Source organism: Aureimonas sp. D3, assembly GCF_001463805.1.
GTDB lineage: Bacteria > Pseudomonadota > Alphaproteobacteria > Rhizobiales > Rhizobiaceae > Aureimonas > Aureimonas ureilytica_A.
Window position 1 is genome coordinate 120,885 of the sequence record NZ_BBWM01000045.1, and the last position, 21,653, is coordinate 142,537.

Genomic DNA, 21,653 nt, shown 5'->3' on the forward strand with positions numbered 1-21,653 from the left:
TTTCATTGTGTTGAATGAGCGGGCGCTTTTCGCCGGCGCATCCGAATCCTACGAAACTGTAAGGATTCATCCGCTCGTGCTGCATTGCAAAAGAGCCGGCTTTGGGGGACATGCCCTTCACAGCGGTGTGATCGGGGGGCTCTCGTCCAAGGGCGCGGCCCCGCTTGGTCGAGCCCGATCCATTTCCACGGAGAGCATGATGGCGGCGGTTTGCACCAATGGCGTGGACACGGGCTTCACCGCCCTCGGCATGGGAAAGGTCGCCATTCTCGGCGTGTTTCAGGGCATCACCGAGCTTCTGCCGATCTCCTCCACGGCGCATATGCGGATCGTGCCCGCCGTTCTCGGCTGGCCCGACCCCGGCTCGGCCTTTTCCGCCGCCATGCAGATGGCCGCGCTTTTTGCCGTGGTCAGCTATTTCTGGCGCGACATCACCGGTCTTGTCGGCGGTTCGGTGAAGGCGCTCGGCGCGCGCCGCTTCGACGCGCCGGAACTGAAACTCGGCGTCGGCATCGTGGTCGGCACGCTGCCCATCGTGGTCGGCGGCCTTCTTCTCAAGAACGTTCTGAACGCCTGCGGCTCGCCGCTGCGCGAACTCTGGGTGATCGGCCTTGCCTCTATCGTCATGGCGCTGCTTCTGGCGCTGACGGAATGGACGAGCCGCCATCGGCGCGGCTTCGAGACGATCGGCTTCAAGGACGCGCTTCTGGTCGGCATCGCGCAGGCCGGCGCGTTGATCCCCGGCGTGTCCCGCTCGGGCTCGACGCTGACCATGGCGCTGTTTCTCGGCCTGAAGCGGGACGATGCGGCGCGCTTTTCCTTTCTGCTCGGCCTGCCGGCCATTCTCGGCGCGGGCCTGAAGGAACTCGTCGAGCTTCACCATGCCGGGCTCGACGCGCAGGGATGGGCGGTTCTGGGCGTCGGCCTCGTCACCGCCTCGCTGTCCGCCTTCGTGGCGATCTGGAGCCTGATGCGCATCATGGAGCGCTTCTCGGCCTGGCCCTTCGTCTATTACCGCTTGGCCATGGGCCTCATCCTGCTCGCCGGCGTCTGGACGGGCCTCTTTCAGGGATGATGCCGAGCGCTTGCGATGGCGCAATCCTCGGCGTCGCATGACGTGAATGTCCTGTCTGCCGGATGGCGACGCGGCTAGGCTTCTCCCATGTGTTTGGAGAGCGCCATGCCCGATTTCCGCCTCCCCCCGATGTCCTTCACGACGCGGCGGCCTTGATGGGCCGCGCCATCTGGCACGGGTGAACCGACATGTTCTTGAGTGTTTTCGATCTCTACAAGATCGGCATTGGCCCCTCCAGCTCCCACACGATGGGGCCGATGACGGCGGCCGCGCGCTTCCTCGCCGAACTCAAGGCAGGCCAATGGCCGCGCCCGCAAGGGGCGATCGTCCACCGCCTGCGCGCCATCCTGCACGGCTCGCTCGCCTTTACCGGCGTCGGCCACGCGACCGACCGCGCCGTGGTGCTGGGGCTCGCCGGTTACACGCCCGCCACGATCGACCCGGACGATGTGGAAGGGATCGTTTCCAGCGTCACGGCGAAAGGCGAAGTGCAGCCGGGCGGCCACCCGGCTTACGCTTTCGACCCCGCGCGCGATCTCGTCTTCGATCGCGCGCGGGCGTTGCCGGGCCATGCCAACGGGCTCGCCTTCGAGGCGTTGGATCGCAACGGCGCGATGCTGCTGCGCCGTGTCTACTATTCGATCGGCGGCGGCTTCGTGGTGGACGAGGACGAGCTGAGCCGCAAGGATGCGGTTTCGCCAGCCGGCGAGGCGCCCTCCAGCGTGCCCTATCCCTTCACCTCCGCCAGCGAGATGCTGGCCATGGCCGCGCGCTCCGGCTTGTCGATCGCCGAGATGCAGCGCGAGAACGAGCTGACGCTGACGAGCGCGCAGGATCTCGACGCAAGGCTCGACGCCATCGCCGAGACCATGGCCGACTGTATCCGGCGCGGCATCCGGCAGGAGGGCATCATGCCCGGCGGGCTGAAGATCCGCCGCCGCGCTAAGGCGATCCACGACAAGCTCCAGGCGGACGCCGCGCGCAACGTCTTCCAGCCGCTTCTCGCCAATGACTGGCTCTCGGTCTACGCCATGGCCGTCAACGAGGAGAATGCCTGCGGCGGGCGCGTGGTCACCGCGCCGACCAATGGCGCGGCGGGCGTCGTGCCGGCGGTTCTGCAATATGTCCGGCATTTCCACACGGACGCGACCAAGGCCGATCTGCGGACCTTCCTCCTCACCTCGGCGGCGATCGGCGGCATCATCAAGCGCAACGCCTCGATCTCGGGTGCGGAGGTCGGCTGCCAGGGCGAGGTCGGCTCGGCCTCGGCCATGGCGGCGGCGGGCCTTGCGGCGCTGATGGGGGCCAATCCGCTCCAGGTCAAAATGCCGCCGAGATTGCGCTGGAGCATCATCTCGGCATGACCTGCGACCCCGTGCGCGGGCTGGTGCAGGTGCCCTGTATCGAGCGCAACGCCTTTGGCGCGGTGAAGGCGGTGACGGCTGCCTCGCTCGCGATGAAGGGCGAAGGGCTGCATTTCGTGCCGCTCGACGCCTGTATCGAGACCATGCGCCAGACCGGGCTGGATATGGACCATCGCTACAAGGAAACGAGCCTCGGCGGGCTCGCGGTCAACCTGCCCGAATGTTGAGAGCCGGCCCTGCCGGCCTCTTCCTCCAGTGTATCCAGAATCGAGCGTCGCAATGAGCCAGTATGTGCTGACCGCCTCCTGCGCTTCGACGCGCGGCATCGTCGCCTCCGTCTCGGCGCATCTGGCCGGGCGCGGCTGCAATATTCTGGACTCCGCGCAATTCGTGGATCGCGAGGCCGGACGCTTCTTCATGCGCGTCGGGTTCGATTCCGAGGACGGGGCCGGCTTGGAGGCGATCGAAGACGGTTTCAGCGATCTCGCTGATCGCTTCGAGATGCGCTATGCCTTTCATGACAGGGCGCGGCGCATGAAGGTGCTGCTCATGGTGTCGCGCTTCGGCCATTGCCTCAACGACATTCTCTACCGCTGGCGCATCGGCGCGCTGCCGATCGACATCGTCGGTGTCATCTCCAACCATCTCGACTATCAGAAGCTCGTGGTGAACCACGACATTCCGTTCCACCATGTGCCGGTGACCAAGGCCAATAAACCCGAGGCCGAGGCGCGCATTCTCCAAATCGCGGATGAGGCGGGCACCGAACTGATCGTGCTCGCGCGCTATATGCAGGTGTTGTCGGACGCGATGTGCCAAAGCATGTCGGGGCGCATCATCAACATTCACCACTCGTTCCTGCCGAGCTTCAAGGGCGCCAACCCCTACAAACAGGCCTATGAGCGCGGCGTGAAGCTGATCGGCGCGACGGCGCATTACGTGACCGCCGATCTCGATGAAGGGCCGATCATCGAGCAGGACGTGGCGCGCGTCACGCACGCGCAGTCGGCCTCCGATTATGTGACGATCGGGCGGGACATCGAGGCGCAGGTTCTGGCGCGCGCGATCCACGCCCATATCCACCACCGCGTCTTCCCCAATGGCAACCGCACGGTGGTCTTCCCGGCCTCGCCCGGCGATCACGCCTCGGAGCGGATGGGCTGAGAGTCAGCCGGCCTCTCTTCAGCCTGCACTACCGGGCGCGGATAGCATCGCCTGTCGCCGCCCCTTGGCGACGAGCCAGCGATGGAAATCCCGCGCGAAGGGCTTCTCCAGCGAGGCCGGGTTCCAGCCGAGATAATAGGGCGCGGCGAGACGCAGGCGGTGGTCGAAGGGAATGACAAGCCGGCCCGTTTCCAGCTCGTCCGCGATCATCGACATCTGCGCCAGCACGAAGCCTCGACCCGCGACGGCCGCGTCGATGGCGCTGGAGGACAGCATATAGGAGAGATCGCGCGGGAAGGCGCTGGCCGGCGCGTCGATGCTGGCCGCCCAATCCTCCCAGCTGGGCGCGCGCGAGGCCGCGCCCGACCAGACGATGTGAAGCAGCGGAAAGCGCAGAATGTCCGCGCCGGTGGCCAGATCCTGCCCCTCGATCAGCCGAGGCGCGCAGGCCGGCACGGCCCAGTCGGTGAAGAGTTCGATCGCATGATGGTAGCGCGGCTGCGGCCCGTAGAAGATGCGAAAGTCGATCCCGTCCCGCTCGAAGTCGGGCTCCTGCTCGGTGCCGACGAGTTGCACCGCCGCGCCCGGACAGAGCGCCCGCCAGTCGAAGATTTCGCGCCCGATCCACTTGCCGAGAACCGAGGTGAGAGCACTCAGGCTCAGCGCCGTGTCGGCATGGGCGCGGCGCACGATCTCGGCCGCGCCGGAGAGCTGGGAAAAGCCCGCCTGGATCTCGGCATGATAGAGCTTGCCCCAGCGCGTCAGCTCCATGCGCCGCCCATGCCGGTCGATCAGCGCGAGGCCGAGATGCTCCTCCAGCTTCTGCAATTGCTGCGTCACCGCGCCGGGCGACACGCCGAGCTCGCGCGCCGCCTCGCTGACACTGCCATGCGTGCCGAAGGCGGCGAAGGCTTGGAGCGCTTTCAGGTGGGGGATGGGCGCCATGTCGGATCTGGACAGCCGGGCTCAGATTGGATTTAGAATAACTAAAACATAGCACAGTTTTAAGCCCGTTGCCCATCCTGCCGAAAGTTTCGACAATGGTCGCACACGGCAGGTCGAGGATGGGATCGATGTTTCTGAAAAACGCCTGGTATGTCGCCGCCTGGGATCATGAAGTGAGCGACGGCCTCCTGCCGGTCCGCCTCCTCGGCGAGAACATCGTCCTCTATCGCCGCCGCGACGGCGCGGTCGCCGCGCTGGAGGATGCCTGCCCGCATCGCAAGCTTCCGCTCTCCATGGGCCGGGTCAAGGGCGACGATGTCGAGTGCGGCTACCATGGCCTGACCTTCGACGGCACGGGCACCTGCACCCGCGTTCCCGGCGCCGAGCGCATTCCGCATGTGGCGCGCGTTCGCTCCTATCCGATCCATGAGCGCTACGGGCTTCTCTGGATCTGGATGGGCGAGGCCGAGAAGGCCGATCCGGCCGCGATCTTCCAGGTCGAGCATTGGGGCGATCCCGCCTGGGGCATCAATCGCGGCGAGTCCATGGTTCTGGACTGCAACTATCTCTACATGACCGACAATCTGCTCGACCCTTCGCATGTCGCTTGGGTGCATCAGAGTTCCTTCGCCAGTTCCGCCTGCGAGGAAACGCCGCTGGAAACCACGGTCGCGCCCGATGGCGTGACGGTCTGGCGCTGGATGATCGATTCCGAGCCCGCGCCCTTCTACGCGCCCTTCCTGAAATTCTCGGGCAACTGCGATCGCAAGCAGCATTACGAGGTGCGCTATCCCTCGAACGCGATCATCAAGGCCATCTTCGTGCCGGCCAACAGCTATCGTGAGGGCGAGCCTCTGCATGAGGACGTGTTCCTCATGGACAGCTACAATTTCATGACGCCGGTGGATGACAACCACACCAAATATTACTGGTTCCAGATGCGCAATTTCGCGCCTGATGATGCCGAGGTCTCGGCTCGTTTCGCCAAGTCCGTGCGCGGGGCCTTCGAGGAGGATAAACTGGTGCTGGAAGCCGTGCACCAGGGCATGGCCAACAAGCAGACGCCCAATCTCGATCTCAAGATCGACGTCGGCCCGCTGCGCTTCCGCCGCCGCCTGCAACAGATGATCGAGGCCGAGCGCGCGACCCTTGCGCCCGCAACGCAGGTCGCGGCCGAATGAGCGAGGCCGCGCCTTCGGGTTTCCGGCGCCTTCGCCTCATCGACATCAAACCGGAAAGCGAGGCCATCGCCTCGTTCCGGTTCGAGCCGGTCGATCCCGGCGGCTGGGCGCCCTACCGCCCCGGCCAGTTCCTCGCTTTCCGGGTGCCCGACGCGAGCGCGCCGGGCGGCTGGGCCCTGCGCAACTATTCGATCTCCGGCCCGTCGGACGGGCGGACCTATCGCGTCTCCGTCAAGCGCGAGCCCTATGCGGGCAGCGAGCATGGCGCGGGGCTCGGCTCCGGCCATTTCCACCATCGCCTCCAGCCGGGCGACGAGGTGTTGGCGAGTGCGCCGCGGGGCGAGTTCGTGCTGGACGAGGCGAGCCTACGCGCCGTCCTGCTCCTGTCGGGCGGCGTCGGGCTGACCCCGCTGGTCGCCATGCTGCATCGCCTGGCCGAGACCTCGGACCGGCCCGTCTTCTTCATCCACGCCGCCGAGAATGGTCGCCACCACGCGCTGGCCGATGAGGTCGAAGCGCTGGCGGCGCGCCGTCCCGGCCTTCGCACGGCCTTTGTCTACCGCACGCCCGACGCGGCAGACACGGCGCGGGGTCGGCATGTCGCCTCGGGTCTGGTGACGCGCGAGGTCTTGCAATCGCTGCTGCCGCTCGATGATTACGACGCCTATCTCTGCGGCCCGCCTGGTTTCATGCGCGCGCAATATGACGCGCTGACGAGCCTTGGGCTCCGCCCCGAGCGCATCGCCTACGAGTTCTTCGGTCCGGCGTCGCTTCTTGGCGCGCCGGAGGTCGTCGTTGCCCCCGCCACCGTTCCCGAGCCGGCCCCTGCCCCATCGGGCGAAGGCCCGCTCGTGTCCTTTGCGGCCTCGGGTAGGTCTGCGGCGTGGAGCGAGAGTGCGGGTTCCCTGCTGGACCTTGCCGAAGGCGCGGGCCTTTCCCCGCCCTTCAGCTGCCGCGCCGGCGTCTGCATGAGTTGCAGCACCAGGATTCTGTCCGGCGAGGTCGAGTATTTCGAAGATCCCTTGGACGAACCCCCGCCCGGCGAAGTGCTGCTCTGCTGCACGCGGCCGCGCGGCAGCGTCACGCTCGACATCTGACGGCACCCCGCCGCTTCTCCTTACTGAAAGTCCGCACTCTTGAGCGACGCACATGCCCGTCTTCGCCTCAATCCGCATGTCGCGGCCCTGCCGCCCTACAATGCCGGCCTTAGTCTCGACGTCGCGCGCCGCGCCAGCGGGCGGGACGACATCGCGCGCCTTGCCAGCAACGAGAACCCGGACGGCTGCTCGCCGCGCGTTCTGGACGCGCTTCGGGGCTTCGACCCCTCGCGCTATGCCGACCCCGCCTGCACGGCGCTGCGCGAGGCGATCGGCGCGTTTCTTGGGGCCGCCCCCGATCGCATCGTCTGCGGCAATGGCTCGGAAGAGCTGATCGCAGCCATCTCGCGCGCCGCGCTGGAGCCAGGCCGAGACGTCCTGACCGTCGCCCCGAGCTTCGGCCTGCATGAGATCGAGCCACTGGCGGCCGGCGCGCGGGTGCGCAAGGTCGCGATGCGCGAGGATTTCGGCTTCGATCTTGCCGCGCTGGAAGACGCGCTGCGAAACGGACCGGCGCTGTTCTTCCTGTCCTCGCCCTGGAACCCGGTCGGCCCGGCGCTGGACGAAGCCGGCCTCCGCCGATTGGCTGAGGCCGCACAGGGGCTCGGCACGCTCTTCGTCCTGGACGAGGCCTATTTCGAATATGGCGGCGACGCGCTTCCCGATGCGCAACGTATCCTCGGCGAAGCCGGCCTGCCCTTCGTGATCCTGCGCACCTTCTCGAAAGCCTATGGGCTGGCGGGCCTGCGCGTCGGCTATGCGCTCGCCAGTGACACCGCCCTTGCCCGCACCATCGCGGCGGCGAAAACGCCCTTCAACGTCAACGGCGCGGCGCAGATCGCGGCCCTTGCCGCACTGGCCGATCAGGACTGGATGCGAGCGTCCGTCGCCAAGCTGGAAGTGAGGCGCACATGGCTGGCTGAGGGCCTGGAAGCGGCCGGTTTCCGTGTCGCGCCCTCGCGCACGAATTTCCTCTTCGTGGACACGGGCGGCGACAGCGCCGAGGCGGCGGCCGCGCTTCTGTCGGAGGGCATCATCGTCAAGCCTTGGCGCGAGGCGGGCTTCGAGCGCTTCCTGCGCGTGACGATCGGCACCGCGTCCGACAGCGAACGCTTTCTGACCGCCCTGATCCGCTGGAGGGACCAGACATGAGCGACGTTGCCCTGCCGCTGCCCGCCGGGTTCGAAGACCAGCTCCGCGCGCTTCTGGGCTCGTCCAACGTGAAGACCGACGACGCGCTGGCGGCGGTCGATCCCGGCTGGAACGCCGACAATCTGAAGGGCGGCATCCTGGCCCTGCCCGGCACGGTGGATGAAGTCGCCGCGCTGGTGCGCCTGTGCCGCGAGGCGGGAGTTTCGGTCGTGCCGCAGGGCGGGCGTACGGGTCTCGTCGGCGGCTCGGTGTCGCGGCCGGGTCAGCTGATCCTCTCCACCCAGCGCCTCAGCGCGGTGGAACGGCTCGACCCGATCGAGCGCACCGTCACGGTCGGGGCCGGCGCGACGCTGCAATCGGTGCAGGAAGCGGCGGCGCGCCATGGGCTGGAGCCCGGCATCGACTTGCCCTCGCGCGGCACGGCGACGGTCGGAGGCATGATCTCGACCAATGCCGGAGGCATCATGGCCTTCCGCAACGGCGTCATGCGTCATCGCATTCTCGGCCTCGAAGCCGTGCTGCCCGATGGCACGGTGATGAGCGATCTCACCCGCGTCGTGAAGACCGCCGCCGGCTATGATCTGAAACATCTCCTGATCGGCGCGGAAGGCACGCTCGGCATCGTCACCCGCGCCGTCCTGAAGCTCGACATGCTGCCGCAGGCGAGCGCCACGGCATTGTTCGGCCTGCCGTCGGTCGAGGCCGTTCTGGAGGTGATCCAGTTGGCGCTTCGGATGCCCGGCGTCGATCTGCGCGGCGCGGAAGCCATGTGGAAGCCGTTTCTGGATCTGACGGCCGAAGCGCTCGGCTGGCGCGACGCCGCCATCGACCGCTCGGCCCCGGTCTATCTTCTCCTGTCGATCGGTGGTGCGGAAGACGGCAGCCTGCCCGCCGCTTTCGAAAGCCTGTTCGAGAGGGTGGCGGAGCGCTTTCCGGAGGCGAGCGGCCTGATCGCCCAATCGGGCCGGCAGGAGCGCGATCTCTGGCGCCTGCGCGAAGACACCGATCTCGTTTATCACGCCTATCCCGGCGCGCCCTCCTTCGACGTGTCGCTGCCGCAGTCCGAGATTTCCGGCTATGTGGAGCGGGTGGAGGCGGAGTTGAAGGCGCTGGATGGGGCCTTCGAGCCGCTGATCTTCGGGCATCTCGCCGACGGCAATCTCCACGTCATCCTCAACTGCCCCGGCCCGCTGAAGCCCGCGCGCATGGCAGCGGTGGAAGACGTTCTCTATCGCGACGTGAAGAGGCGCGGCGGCTCCTTTTCGGCCGAACACGGCGTCGGCACCAAGCGCATCGCGCCGATGGAGGCGACGAGCGACTCCGGCAAGCTCGCCCTGATCCGCCATATCAAGGCGAGCCTAGACCCGGAGGGGCTGATGAATCCGGGCGTGATCGTGCGGCGGTAGATGATCATGCGCCCGGCGAGGGCGTGAAGCGCGCGACGAGTTCGTGCGCCTCGCCGGGATAGGTGATCTCGACGGCGGTGACGCTGGCATCCGAGTTCCAGGTGCGCCGGTCGATGACGAGACAGGGCGTGCCGGGCGGGATCAGAAGCGCGGCCGATGTGAGCGCGTCGGCCCCCGCCGCTCGGATCGTGTGCTCGGCGCTGGTCCAGGGCACGCGCGCCATCAGCCAGGCGCCCGGCGGCTCGGCGGCGGAAAACGCCGTCTCGGCCGCGTCCGGCACGACGGTCAGGTCGATCAGCCGGTTTTCGAGGCAGAAGGGCTGGCGCGCGGCGAAGTGCCGGCAGAGGATCGACAGGACAGGACGTGGCTCGCCGAGGCCGAGGCGCTTGGCGTCCTGCGCGTCCGCCTCGCGCTGCTCGAGACGCATCATCTCGAACCCGTAGGCGAGGCCCAGTCCCTCCACCTCGCGGCGGATATCGGCGATCTCCATCACGGCCGAATAGGATTGCGGGCGGCGCACGAAGCTCCCCGCCTTGCGCCGCCGCTCGATGAGCCCGGCCGAGACGAGTTCGCCCATTACCTTGTTCACGGTCATGCGCGAGCAGCCGAACTGCGCGGCGAGCGCCTGTTCGAAGGGCAGCTGCGTGCCGGGCGGCCATTCGCCCGACAGGATGCGCCCGCGCAGCTCGGCCAGGATCGTCTGATGCAGCGAAGGGCGGGGGGCGACTGTCACAGACGCCAAGGCGCGGATCTCAAGGGGCTTGGAGCAGCATGGCCGCGCCGCGGTCGAGATAGGTTTCCAGGAACTGCGTCAGTCGCGGGTGGCGGGGATGGGCGAAGACCTCTGCCGGCGGGCCGACGAGTTGAAGCTTGCCGCCGTCCAGAAAGGCGATCTTCTGCCCGACCGTCGCGGCAAAGCCGATCTCGTGCGTGACGACCACCATGGTCATGCCTTCGGCGGCCAGCGCGCGCATGACGTTCAGCACCTCGCCGGTCAGTTCCGGGTCGAGCGAGGAGGTCGGCTCGTCGAACAGCATGATGGCCGGCTGGAGCGCCAGCGCGCGGGCGATGGCGACGCGCTGCTGCTGCCCGCCTGAAAGCTGCGAGGGATAATGCCCGGCGCGCTCGGCGAGGCCCACATGGCGCAGCTGCTCCATGCCCCGCGCCTCGGCCTCGTCCCGCTTCAGACCGCGCACGCGCAAGAGCGCCTCGCAGACATTGCCGAGCGCGGTCATGTGGGGCCAGAGATTGAACTGCTGGAAGACCATGCCGATATGGCCGCGCACCTCGCGAATGCTGGAGGCCGGCAGGCGCGTGCGCCGACCGCTGGCATCCTCGGTGAAGCCGAGCGGCGCGCCGTTGATATGGATCGTGCCGCTGGTGGCCTCCTCCAGAAACGCCATGCAGCGCAGGAGCGTGGATTTGCCCGAGCCCGAGGGGCCGATGAGGCAGGTCGTGCCGCCGCGCGGCACTTCGAGGTCGATGCCCTTCAGAACCTCGGTTTCGCCGAAGCGCTTGGTGAGGTTGCGGACGGCGATGGCGGGGATGCTCGTGCTCATGAGAACCTGAACTTGGAAAGCCGACGTTCGCTGAAGCGGCCGAGCCACCCACAGGCCTCGACCAGAAGCCAGTAGAACAGGGCGAGCAGGAACATGGCTTCGACAAAGGCATATTGCTGCGAGCCGATGGCCCCGATCACCATGGTCATTTCCGGCACGGTGATGATCGAGAGAACCGCCGTCTCCTTGACGAGGAGAATGGTCATGTTCACGCATTGCGGCAGGACCAGCATGGTCATCTCGGGCAGGAGAATGCGCCGGATGATCTGCGCGCGCGTGAGGCCGACGCATTCGGCGGCCTCGACATGGCCGGGCGGAATGGCGCGGAAGCCGGCGCGGAAGATTTCAGAGAAATAGGCCGCGCCGTAGATGGTGAGGCCGATTAGCCCGGCGGGGATCGGGTCGAGCCGCAGGCCGATGGCCGGGCCGCCGAAATAGAGAAGGAAAATCTGCACCAGAAACGGCGTGCCGCGCAGAATCTCCACGAAGAAGCGCAGGATCAAGCCGAGCCAGAGCGGGCCGAACTGGCGAAGCGTGGCGACCAGAAATCCGAGGATCAACCCGCCCAGCGTCGAGGCGACCCAGATCGCGACCGTGACGCGCAGACCCGAGAGAATGGCCGGAAGCTGGCCGAGAATGAGATCGACGTCGAAATTCATGCCCGGCCTGTTTTCACGAGGCGTTCGGCGAGCGAGCCCGCGCCGGCCAAGGTCCAGTTCATCACGAGATAGAGCCCGCCCGCGACCGCGTAGAACAGGAGCGGCTTGTAGGTGCTCGCCGCCAGATTCTGCGCCATGCGCGTCAGCTCGATGACGCCGACGACGGAAATCAGGGAGGACGCCTTCAGGATCAGGATCGCCTCGTTGACGAGCGCGGGGATGGTGAGACGCAGCGCGATCGGCGCGCGGATGCGCCGGAACTGCTGCCAAGCGTTGAGCCCGACCAAATCGGCCGCTTCCAGCAGCCCCTTGGGAACGGAGGCGAAGCCGCCACGAAGGTTTTCCGCCTGATAGGCGGCGGTGCAGAGCGACAGGCCGATCAGGGCCGCGACGGTGCTCGGCACCATGACACCCAGCACGGGCAGGAGATTATAGATCAGGAGGAGCTGCACCAGCAGCGGAACGCCCCGAAAAAAGGAGATGAAGGCGACCGCCGGCCAGCGCAGAAGCGCGCTCGGGGACAGGCGGCCGGCGCAGATCACGAGGCCGAGGGCGAGCCCGATCACGATCGAGACGGCGCTGAGAAGCAGCGTATTGCCCGCCGCCCAAAGCATCAGCTCGAAAAGCCGCATCGGCATAAGGGACGTCCTCGAAGGGAAGGCGGGCCGAGCGAGGGATCGGCTCGGCCCGAGTTTCGATCAGAAGGCGGGTTCGGGCGCGACGTCGGGCGTCTCGAAGGTGACACCGAACCACTTCTTCTGGAGTTCGCCGAGGCGGCCGTCCTTCTTCATCTTAACGATGGCGGCCTGCATGGCGTCGAGCAGCGGCTGATCGTCGGCCTTCTTGGTGCCGATGAAGCCGAAATAGCTCTTTTGGCCGAAGGGCGGGTTCACGACGGCGAAGATGTCGGGCTGCTTTTCCGCGACATAGGCGATGTTGGGGAAGGAATTGGCGACCGCCGCGATGCGCCCGGCGGCAAGATCGGCATAGGCTTCGTTGAAGCCGACATATTCGCGCGTCTCGATCGGCTTGGGCAGGGTCTTACCATAGGCGATGGCCTGCGCCAGCTGCGAGGTGGCCTTGCCCGCGCCGACGAGCTTGCCGGCCACATCCTCGGGCTTCTGGATGCTGTCGTCGCCCTTGGCCTTCAGGAACGCGACGGTCGCCTCGGCGACCGGCGACAGGAAGCGATAGCGCTCCATGCGGGCCTTGGTGATCGTGGCGGGGCCCGCCACCACGTCGAACTGGCCGGCTTCGAGGCCGGGCAGCACGCCGTCCCAAGGCAGCTCGACCCACTGGACCTTGACGCCGAGTTCCTTGCCGATCTCGTTAAAGGCATCGACGTTGAGGCCCGTATGCTCGCCCGCCTCGTCGATGAAGTCGAAGGGCGCAAAGGCCGTTTCCGTGCCAACTTTCAGAACGCCCGCCGCCTTGACGCGCGCCAGCGCATCCTCGGCATGGGCCATGAGAGGCATCGACAGCGCCATGGCGAGGCCGAGCGCCGTCTTCAGAAACATGCGTTTTTTCATGCCGGTCTCCTGCGGTGGAGATAGAGGGCAGGACGGGCCGTCGGCGCCTTCCCGAATAAGCCTAGACATAACACCGACTCATGCGCGGCGTGTCAATCTCTGTGCAGCTGCGAAATTGCCCAAAAGTTAGGCCGTAACACGCCATCGCGATGGGCGATGTCCGCGCATTTGGTTTGCGCGCCCGCTCTGCGATCAGTTTCGCTCGCTCGAGCAGGCCTGCCCGTTTGGGCGGCTGCGAAGGAGGTCGTCGAAGTTTTGCCGCGAATTCCGCTCGCCTGTCCAGCCTGATGAATATGTCTATACATGTTGATTTCGATAAGGTAGCCTTTCGCGTATTGGCCCAAGCGTGGGGCTCGGCGGGCCGGGCTTGCCGCCCCCGATCGCTCGCAGGCTCCATGCTTTCCGCATCATCTCGCCCCGTCTGGAGAGGCTCATGACCCCGATTCGCCTGACCCCTGGCAGCGCAACCCTCAACGACTGGCGCGCGATCTATCGCGGCGCCGTGCCGGAACTGGACCCCGCCTGCCTGCCTGCGGTGGACGCCTCGGCGGCGGCGGTGTCGCGCATTCTGGCGCGCGGCGAGCCGGTCTATGGGATCAACACGGGCTTTGGAAAGCTGGCGAGCGTTCGCATCGACGGCGAGGATCTGGCGACCCTCCAGCGCAATATCGTGCTCAGCCACGCGGCGGGCGTCGGCGAGCCGATGCCCGTGTCCGTCTGCCGCCTCATGATGGCGTTGAAGCTCGCGAGCCTCGGCCAGGGCGCGTCGGGCGTGGCGCGCACGACGATCGCGCTTCTCGAAGCGCTTCTCGCCAGGGGTCTCGTTCCGGTCGTGCCCTGCCAGGGCTCGGTCGGCGCGTCCGGCGATCTCGCTCCGCTCTCGCACATGACGGCGGCGATGATCGGGGTGGGCGAGTTCTTCGTGAACGGCGCGCGCCTGCCTGCCCTCACCGCGCTGGAGCAGGCGGGTCTGGCGCCGATCGAACTCTCGGCCAAGGAAGGGCTCGCCCTTCTCAACGGCACGCAATTCTCCACCGCCAACGCGCTGGCCGGATTGTTCGAGGCCGAGCGCCTGTTTCATTCCGCGCTCGTGACCGGCGCGTTGTCGACGGACGCCGCGCGTGGTTCGGATACGCCCTTCGACCCCCGCATTCACGCGCTGCGCCGCCATCGCGGGCAGATCGAGGCGGCAGCGGCGCTGCGCGCGCTGATGGCGGGCTCGGCGATCCGCGACTCGCACCGGGTGGACGATCCCCGCGTGCAGGACCCCTATTGCCTGCGCTGTCAGCCGCAGGTCATGGGCGCGGCGCTCGATATTCTGCGTCAAGCCGCCGCGACCCTCGAAGACGAGGCGAACGGCGTGTCCGACAATCCGCTGATCTTCGCCGATACGGACGAAGCGCTGTCGGGCGGCAATTTCCACGCCGAGCCGGTCGCCTTCGCGGCCGACATGATCGCCATGGCCGTCTGCGAGATCGGCTCCATTTCCGAGCGGCGCATCGCCATGTTGGTGGATCCCGCGCTGTCGGGCCTGCCCGCCTTCCTCACCCCGCGCCCCGGCCTCAATTCGGGTTTCATGATTCCGCAGGTGACGGCCGCCGCGCTGGTGTCGGAAAACAAGCAGCGCGCCATGCCGGCCAGCGTCGATTCCATTCCGACCTCGGCCAATCAGGAAGACCACGTGTCCATGGCCGCCCATGGCGCGCGCCGCCTTCTCGCCATGGTCGAGAACGCCTATGGCGTCATCGGCATCGAGCTGCTGGCGGCCGCGCAGGGCTGCGATCTCGGCCCCGCCCTTGCCTCCAGCCAGCCTCTGGAGGCCGTGCGCGCGCTGGTTCGCGCCCGCGTGCCGACCCTGACGGACGACCGCCATTTCCATCCCGATCTGGAAGCGGCGATCGACATGGTGCGCAGCGGTCAGGTGGCCGAAGCGGCTTCCGCCATCGCGCTTCCCGCGCTCGGCTGACCTTAGATAAGGCCGAGGCCGGCGCTTGATCCCGGCCTCGGCTCCCGACAGGATAGGCGCATCCTTGCCCGATTCCGCCGGGCCCCGCATGGGAGACACAAGCGCATGAGAGCGCCTCCGCCTCAGCCCAACCCCCTGGCGCGCGCCGTTCTGCCGCCCCCTATTCCCGTCGCGAAGGGTTGGCTGGCCGCCTATGACGGGACGCACGGCCCGATCGTCGATCTCAGCCAGGCCGTGCCGGGCGATCCGCCGCCCGAGGCCCTGTCGCGCCGGCTGGCGCAGCAGGGCGCGGACGCCGGAGCCGCCCGCTATGGGCCGATCCTCGGCGACGACGCGCTGCGCGCCGCCTATGCGCAGGACTGCTCGCGCTTCTACCGCGCTCGGATCGAGCCGGGCGACGTAGCGATCACGGCGGGCTGCAACCAGGCCTTCTTCGTCGCCGCGATGGCGGTGGCGAAACCGGGCGATTCTGTGCTTCTGCCCGTTCCCTGGTATTTCAACCACCAGATGACGCTGGAGCTTCTGGGTATCGAGCCCCGCGCGCTGGAAACCCGAGCCGAAAACGGCTTCGTGCCGGATGTGGAAGCCGCCGAAGCGCGGATCGATGCGACGACGCGGGCGATCGTTCTCGTCTCGCCCAACAATCCGACCGGCGCGATCTACCCGCCGGAGACGATCGCCGCCTTCCTGGACCTTTGCCGACGGCGCGGGCTGTATCTCATTCTGGACGAGACCTATCGCGACTTCGTGGGTGGGACCGCGCCCCATGCGCTGTTTGCCGAGCCGGATTGGCGCGATCATTTGATCGACCTTTATTCTTTCTCCAAATCCTTCGCCATTCCGGGCTATCGCCTCGGCGCGATGACGGCGGGCTCCGCGCTTCTGTCGGCCGCCGAGACGATCCTCGACTGTATGCAGATCTGCGCCCCGCGCCCGGCGCAGGTGGCGCTGGCGCCCGCCATTGCCGAGACCGCCGATTGGCGCGCCGAGAAGACACGGGCCGTTCTAGATAAGGCCGACGCCTTCCGCCGCGCCATGGCGCAGCGGCCGGACTGGCCGATCCGGCAGATCGGCGCCTATTTCTGCTTTGTCGAACATCCCTTCCCCGACCGGACGGATGTGGAGGTGGCCAAGGCGCTGGCCGCGCAGCTGGGGCTTCTCGTGCTGCCCGGCTCCTTTTTCGGGCCAGGGCAAGAGCGCTTCCTGCGCGTCGCCTTCGCCAATGTCGATATCGCGAGGCTCGAGCGCTTCGCGGACCGGCTGGCTCTGTCCGACACGTTGTTTTCGAGGAATGAGGTAGCCGCATGAGCGACGAAACGCTGGAGGCGCTGCGCGCGCGCTTTTCGGGCGAGAACGAAACCCGCATCTACGACCCGCATTTCGCCGAGGTCGCCTCGCGCCTTTTCGACGCCAAGGGCACGCGAGTCGCGCCCTATGCCGGTCTGCCGACGCTTCTCGACGCGCCTTATCGCGCGGTGGACTGGACCGCGCCCGATCTCTCCGATCTCGATATCGCGCTGATCGGCGTGCCCATGGATCTCGGGGTCACCAATCGCAACGGCAGCCGTTTCGGCCCGCGCGCGCTGCGCGCCATCGAGCGCGTCGGCCCTTACAATCATGTTCTGCGGACCATGCCGGGGCGCGAAATGCGGGTGGCCGATTGCGGCGACGTGCCCTTCCGTAGCCGCTTTCATCTCGACCTGTCGCATGAGGACATCGAGGCCACGATCCGCACCGTCGTCTCCGCCGGCGTGATCCCGCTCAGCGTCGGCGGAGACCATTCGATCTCCCTGCCGATTCTGCGCTCGGTCGGGCGCGAACGTCCCGTCGGCATGATCCATATCGATGCCCATTGCGACACATCCGGGCCGTTCGACCAGTGCCGCTTCCACCATGGTGGGCCGTTCCGCCACGCCGTTCTGGAAGGTGTGCTCGATCCCCGTCGCACGATCCAGATCGGCATTCGCGGCTCGTCGGACTATCTCTGGGAGTTCTCCACGGCCTCGGGCATGACCGTGATCCATGCCGAGGAAGTGCAGGAAATGGGCCTTGCCGCCGTGATCGAGCGGGCGCTCGCCGTGGTGGGCGATGGGCCGACCTATCTCTCCTTCGATATCGACAGCCTCGACCCCGCTTTCGCGCCGGGAACCGGCACGCCCGAGATCGGCGGCCTTTCGACGCGGGAGGCGCAGGTTCTGCTGCGCGGCCTGAAGGGCGTCGATCTCGTCGGCGGCGACGTGGTGGAGGTCGCTCCGCAATATGACGCGACCACCAACACCGCGCAGGCGGGTGCGCAGATGCTGTTCGAAATCCTGAGCCTTCTGCCCTTTGCGCCGAGCCTTGCGGGCGCGCGGGATCGATAGCGCTTCGACCGGCTCGGATCGGAGGTCGCGGCGTCGGCTCGCCGTGACCCACTTCCTTGCAGCCTGTTTGACCGTTGCGCGCGAGCAACGTCCGTAGGCGCTGCCTTTCTTCCGACCTTGCGAGACGAATCGTCAATTAAATCGTCACCACTGAGCGTCAACCTGAGGGCCGGACTGGAGAATTTCACGTGGCCCACGGCGCTCTGACAGATCGTATCTATCGGCTCATGGTCGAAGCGGTCACCGGCCATGCCATCTGTATGCTGGACGTGAACGGAATTGTTCTGAACTGGAGCCCGGGCGCACAGATCGCCAAGGGCTACGAGGCGCAGGAGATCCTCGGGCAGAATTTCGAGGTGTTCTACCTCGAAAGCGAGCGGGAGCGTTTGATCCCCCAACTCAATCTCACACATGCCCTTGAGCGCGGGCGCTTCAGTGAAGAGGGGTGGCGGGTCCGTAAGGACGGCTCGCAGTTCTGGGCCCATGTCGTGATCGATGCGATGCGCGACGAAGCGGGGAATCATATCGGTTTCACCAAAGTCACCTGCGACATCTCGGCCCAGCGCGAAGTCGCCCATTCGCTGGCCTATCAGGCCGGCCACGATGCCCTGACCGGCCTCTCCAACCGCACCTATTTCTTGGACCAGCTCGACGCCGAGACCGCCCAATTGATCTACGGCGGTCGTTTGGCGGTCCATTATATCGATCTCGATCGCTTCAAACCGGTCAACGATTCCTTCGGGCATGCAGTCGGCGACGATGTCCTGAGAATCGTGGCCGCCCGCCTTCGGGCCGTGGTGTCTCCCGGAAGCCTTGTGGCGCGCTTGGGCGGGGACGAATTCGCGGTTCTTCAGCTCGACATGCCCCGATCCGAAGACACGGCGCGTCTTGCCGAGCGAATCGTCCATAGTCTGTCGGAGCCGATCGCGGCGCGCAACGCAGTCGTCGTTGTGGGCGCGAGCGTCGGCGTCGCCCATGCGCCGAGCCATGGATGCGAGGCGCATACGCTTCTGCGCAATGCCGATCTCGCGCTCTACCGCGCCAAGGAAAACGGCCGCGGTCGCTTCGAAATCTACGATGAAAGCATGAACGCGCAAGCACTGTCGCGCGGCGTCATGGAACTCAAGCTGCGCCAAGCCATGGCGCTGTTCGACTTCGAACTCTACTACCAGCCGGTGGTCGAGGCCGACAGCTTGGCAACCGTCGGCTACGAGGCCTTGTTGCGCTGGAAGGATCAGACCGGCAAATACATATCCCCCGCCGAGTTCGTGCCGTTGGCCGAGACGCTGGGGCTCATGCCCGAACTCGGTGCCTGGGTTCTGCGACGGGCCTGCCATGACGCGGCGCTGTGGCCGGACGATCTGACCGTTTCCGTCAACGTCTCCACCACGCAGCTGCGCGATCGCAGCTTCGTCGACGTGGTGTTGTCGGCCTTGGAAGCCTCTCGCCTCGCACCGCATCGGCTGGAACTGGAAGTGACCGAAACCGCCGTCCTGTCCGACCCCGACCTCGCCGGCGACATTCTGGGTTCGCTGCGCGGGTTGGGCGTCGGCATTGCGCTGGATGATTTCGGAACCGGGTTTTCCTCGCTGCGAATGGTCAAGGAACTGCCCCTCACCCGCATCAAGATCGACCGCAGCTTCGTCAGCGGTGTCAATGAGACGAGCGCGTCCGCTGCCGTGATCCGATCCGTCCTGTCCTTGTGCGAGGGTTATGGTTTGACGGCGACTGCCGAAGGGGTCGAGACGTCAGAGGAACTCGCGGTTCTACGCCAGCATGGATGCCGGCATGTGCAGGGGTTCCTCCTGGGCCGCCCTCAGCCCGACGCCTACTGGCGCCGCGCGCGTTCGGACCATTCGCAATCGGCCTGATAGGACACTGCCGAGGCCTGAACTCGGGCCGCGCGTCGAACCGGACCAAAAACTTCAAGACCACATCCATCGGACATCGGTTTGTCGGCCCTGCTCCGAGCCCTTGTCGATCGCAATGTCCTGGCGCGAACGCCATCCGGCTTTCGCCGAAACCGCTCTAGCTTGCGCCGCCCGGCTTTAGAAGCTGCGGCGACAGGGTGTTCAAGCCGCCCAGGGATCGGACCAGATCGGTCTGCCGGCTGAAGCCCGTCTTGCGCAGGATGGCCTTCAACTGCGTGCGGGTCGTGTCCCGCGATGTGTTGCGCTGCTGCGCGATTTCTTCCAGCGTCAGTCCGGCCGTGAGATGCGCGGCGACGAGCGCTTCGGTCGGCGACAGGTCGTAGAGCCAGCGCAGCCAGTCGGGATTCACCGGGGCGCCTTCGTGCGGCTGTGCGAAGACGAGAAGGTTTGCATCCGGCCCTAGGATATCCAGCGCCTGCCGGCACGCGGGGATGACATGAAGGACGCCGATCGCGCCCTCCTGTCCAGTGACGGGAATGGAGCGCACGGTGGGGTTCATCCGCTCCTGGCGGCGAAGCGTCTGTTGAAGCAGCGCGTCGGCTGCCCGATCGCTCAAGGCGAGATGGCCGTGGCCGGTGGCCAGAAAGACCGGCCCGACAAGAGCGTCGAACAAGGCATTGGTGGCGACGACCCCGTGCTGCCGGCGCACGACGGCGGCGGGAACCCCTACCATCTGGAGCGCCGCCGCTGCCGTCGTGGCTTCGCGCATCCGCATCCGGCTGGTGAGTGCGATCGCGCGCGCCAGATGCGGGCGAAATCCGTCCAGCCTTTCGATCTCGACGGATGTATAGGGACCGGGCTCACGTCCACGATCGACTGAGAGGACGGCGATATCGCCGCGCACGCCAGGAATGACCGTCGCGGCCGTGCCGTAGATATTATGAGGGCGCAGAAAATCGCGGACGATCGGCAATTCGTCGTAGTTGCCCACGATCACGTCCTGATCTCGCATGAAACCCAGCGGCTTGGCGTTCAACAAGCCTTCGAGCCTGGGATTGTTGCGGTCCCACCCGCCTTCGACATAGGCCTCCATGATCGGCCGCGTCGAAGCGGGCGCCTCCCAGGCAAGTTGGCCTTCCGACAGCGAGAAGAGCGAGCCGCCGTACGCCCCCACCCTCTGGGCGAGCTTCTCGATGACCTTGGGCCAGAGTTCGGGTACGAGGCCGGCCGTGTAGATGATCTCGATCAGATCCGTGTCGTCCGCATCCACGCCGCTTGCCCCCCGCTTGGCTGACGCCAAGTGGTTTTGGCGAACCACCTATTCAATAGAAGGGGCAAGCAAGGGCAAGAGGATATGGGCGTGAAGCGAAAGTCTTTTGGGGGACGAAGTCCTCGAGGACGATATTCGCGATGTCCAGAAGTCGGGTTGAAGATGAGCTTGGCTTTTGTATCCAGGCGAAAGCATATGTGGGCGGTTCTGCACCCCTACGCGTCGTTCCTGTCACGAATTCGTGATCCCCATGCCGTGAACCAAGGGATGGCGGCACAGCGGAATCCATTTCGATCGCAAGTCGATGAGGATGAGGACACGCGGCCTCATCGAACCTTTGGCTCGGCGGGGCATGTCTGGTCTTGGCCCTGCGAGGGGAAGTATCGCAAAGACATCAGGCGGCGTGACGGGAGCGACCGAGACGCCGACGCTTTCCGCTCGATCGCCGTCCACGGCAGGGCCGACGACCGAGCGAGGCGGCGTCCGAAAGCCGAGGCGCGCTATCGTCCCACGCAGGTTCAGGCCTCCTTCGAGGCCGCGTCGGCTGAAGGGATGGGCAGGAGCGTGAAGGGGGCGGTGATACTCGTGTCCGTCGCGACATTGGCTCGCATCTTGCGCAGCCCCGCTGCCAGCGCGTCCATTTCGCTTTTCGCGATGCCTCGCGTGATGCTTTGGTAGATTGTGTCGAGCGTGGGGTCGAGTTCCATGACGACTTCAACCGCCTTGTCCGTCGGCTTGACCCGTTTGGCGCGCCGATCGCTCGGGTCTTCGAGGCGCTCCACCACGCCGCATTTCTCGAGCCGGTCGAGATAGCTCGACAGGGTCATGGGCTCGATATCCATGCGGTCGGCCAGAACGGCCTGGCGAGAGTCGGGGTAGCGCATGACATATCCCAGCGTGCGCAGCGCGCCTGGCGTCAGTCCCAAATGGTTGGATTCGAGGGCGCGTTCCGAAACCTGCCGAAAGTGGCGAGCCGTGTCGATCAGGAGAAACATCAAATCGACGGTGGATGGCGTTTCGGACACGAAATGACCTCTGGGCGATTCGGCCGG

Annotated in this window: 18 protein-coding genes and 1 pseudogene; 11 read left to right on the forward strand and 8 right to left on the reverse strand. The window is 66.4% G+C overall.

Features of this window, described 5'->3' with window-relative positions:
- The first annotated feature begins 199 nt into the window (after positions 1–199).
- From AUL36_RS13500 to purU, 3 genes and pseudogenes are all read left to right on the forward strand, one after another.
- Complete coding sequence (locus AUL36_RS13500; RefSeq protein ID WP_062221599.1) at positions 200–1,075, forward strand: undecaprenyl-diphosphate phosphatase; 876 nt, start codon at positions 200–202, stop codon at positions 1,073–1,075.
- Between the two features lie 257 nt (positions 1,076–1,332).
- Positions 1,333–2,666: pseudogene (locus AUL36_RS13505) on the forward strand (L-serine ammonia-lyase).
- Between the two features lie 52 nt (positions 2,667–2,718).
- Complete coding sequence (gene purU, locus AUL36_RS13510) at positions 2,719–3,603, forward strand: formyltetrahydrofolate deformylase (RefSeq protein ID WP_062221601.1); 885 nt, start codon at positions 2,719–2,721, stop codon at positions 3,601–3,603.
- A gap of 18 nt (positions 3,604–3,621) precedes the next feature.
- Here purU and AUL36_RS13515 read toward each other — a convergent pair whose 3' ends face one another.
- Positions 3,622–4,548: a LysR family transcriptional regulator gene (locus tag AUL36_RS13515; protein ID WP_062221604.1), complete on the reverse strand. Its 927-nt coding sequence runs from the start codon at positions 4,546–4,548 to the stop codon at positions 3,622–3,624.
- Between the two features lie 128 nt (positions 4,549–4,676).
- Here AUL36_RS13515 and AUL36_RS13520 point away from each other — a divergent pair, with 128 nt between their 5' ends.
- From AUL36_RS13520 to AUL36_RS13535, 4 genes are read left to right on the forward strand one after another with little or no spacing between them, the layout of a single operon-like run.
- Positions 4,677–5,729: an aromatic ring-hydroxylating dioxygenase subunit alpha gene (locus AUL36_RS13520; protein ID WP_062221606.1), complete on the forward strand. Its 1,053-nt coding sequence runs from the start codon at positions 4,677–4,679 to the stop codon at positions 5,727–5,729.
- Positions 5,726–6,826, forward strand: coding sequence for a 2Fe-2S iron-sulfur cluster-binding protein (locus AUL36_RS13525; protein WP_062221608.1), 1,101 nt, complete (start codon positions 5,726–5,728; stop codon positions 6,824–6,826). The genes AUL36_RS13520 and AUL36_RS13525 overlap by 4 nt, the downstream gene beginning before the upstream one ends.
- A gap of 39 nt (positions 6,827–6,865) precedes the next feature.
- Positions 6,866–7,978, forward strand: a complete 1,113-nt coding sequence (locus tag AUL36_RS13530) for an aminotransferase class I/II-fold pyridoxal phosphate-dependent enzyme (protein WP_062221610.1) — start codon at positions 6,866–6,868, stop codon at positions 7,976–7,978.
- On the forward strand, positions 7,975–9,384 hold the full coding sequence (locus tag AUL36_RS13535; RefSeq protein WP_062221612.1) for an FAD-binding oxidoreductase: 1,410 nt from the start codon (positions 7,975–7,977) through the stop codon (positions 9,382–9,384). Before AUL36_RS13530 ends, AUL36_RS13535 begins: the two co-directional genes overlap by 4 nt.
- A gap of 4 nt (positions 9,385–9,388) precedes the next feature.
- Here the strand turns inward: AUL36_RS13535 and hutC are convergent, their stop codons facing one another.
- The 5 genes from hutC to AUL36_RS13560 are packed head-to-tail and all read right to left on the reverse strand — an operon-like array spanning position 9,389 to position 13,131.
- The gene (gene hutC, locus AUL36_RS13540; RefSeq protein WP_244497125.1) at positions 9,389–10,126 is read right to left on the reverse strand and encodes a histidine utilization repressor; all 738 of its coding nucleotides are present in this window, start codon (positions 10,124–10,126) and stop codon (positions 9,389–9,391) included.
- 10 nt (positions 10,127–10,136) lie between these two features.
- Positions 10,137–10,943 carry an amino acid ABC transporter ATP-binding protein gene (locus tag AUL36_RS13545; RefSeq protein ID WP_058633603.1) on the reverse strand — a complete coding sequence of 269 codons (807 nt, stop codon included), beginning with the start codon at positions 10,941–10,943 and terminating at the stop codon, positions 10,137–10,139.
- Positions 10,940–11,602 carry an amino acid ABC transporter permease gene (locus AUL36_RS13550; protein WP_062221616.1) on the reverse strand — a complete coding sequence of 221 codons (663 nt, stop codon included), beginning with the start codon at positions 11,600–11,602 and terminating at the stop codon, positions 10,940–10,942. Before AUL36_RS13550 ends, AUL36_RS13545 begins: the two co-directional genes overlap by 4 nt.
- Positions 11,599–12,240 (reverse strand): amino acid ABC transporter permease, encoded by a 642-nt coding sequence (locus tag AUL36_RS13555; protein ID WP_062221618.1) that lies wholly within the window; start codon positions 12,238–12,240, stop codon positions 11,599–11,601. The genes AUL36_RS13550 and AUL36_RS13555 overlap by 4 nt, the downstream gene beginning before the upstream one ends.
- Positions 12,241–12,300: 60 nt before the next feature.
- Complete coding sequence (locus AUL36_RS13560) at positions 12,301–13,131, reverse strand: transporter substrate-binding domain-containing protein (protein WP_058633600.1); 831 nt, start codon at positions 13,129–13,131, stop codon at positions 12,301–12,303.
- 433 nt (positions 13,132–13,564) lie between these two features.
- On the opposite strand from AUL36_RS13560, the gene hutH reads away from it, so the two are divergent.
- The 4 genes from hutH (at position 13,565) to AUL36_RS13580 (ending at position 19,331) form a co-directional block, all read left to right on the forward strand.
- A complete protein-coding gene (gene hutH, locus AUL36_RS13565; protein WP_062221620.1) occupies positions 13,565–15,097 on the forward strand; it encodes a histidine ammonia-lyase in 1,533 nt (510 codons plus the stop codon).
- 105 nt (positions 15,098–15,202) lie between these two features.
- A complete protein-coding gene (locus AUL36_RS13570; protein ID WP_062221622.1) occupies positions 15,203–16,405 on the forward strand; it encodes an aminotransferase in 1,203 nt (400 codons plus the stop codon).
- Entirely contained in the window at positions 16,402–17,460 is a 1,059-nt protein-coding gene (gene speB / locus AUL36_RS13575; protein WP_062221624.1) for an agmatinase, read from the forward strand. The genes AUL36_RS13570 and speB overlap by 4 nt, the downstream gene beginning before the upstream one ends.
- A 188-nt stretch (positions 17,461–17,648) precedes the next feature.
- On the forward strand, positions 17,649–19,331 hold the full coding sequence (locus AUL36_RS13580; RefSeq protein ID WP_062221626.1) for a putative bifunctional diguanylate cyclase/phosphodiesterase: 1,683 nt from the start codon (positions 17,649–17,651) through the stop codon (positions 19,329–19,331).
- Positions 19,332–19,488: 157 nt separating this feature from the next.
- Here the strand turns inward: AUL36_RS13580 and AUL36_RS13585 are convergent, their stop codons facing one another.
- Entirely contained in the window at positions 19,489–20,601 is a 1,113-nt protein-coding gene (locus AUL36_RS13585) for a helix-turn-helix transcriptional regulator (protein ID WP_062221628.1), read from the reverse strand.
- Between the two features lie 518 nt (positions 20,602–21,119).
- Complete coding sequence (locus AUL36_RS13590) at positions 21,120–21,626, reverse strand: MarR family winged helix-turn-helix transcriptional regulator (RefSeq protein ID WP_156418385.1); 507 nt, start codon at positions 21,624–21,626, stop codon at positions 21,120–21,122.
- Between the last annotated feature and the right edge of the window lie 27 nt (positions 21,627–21,653).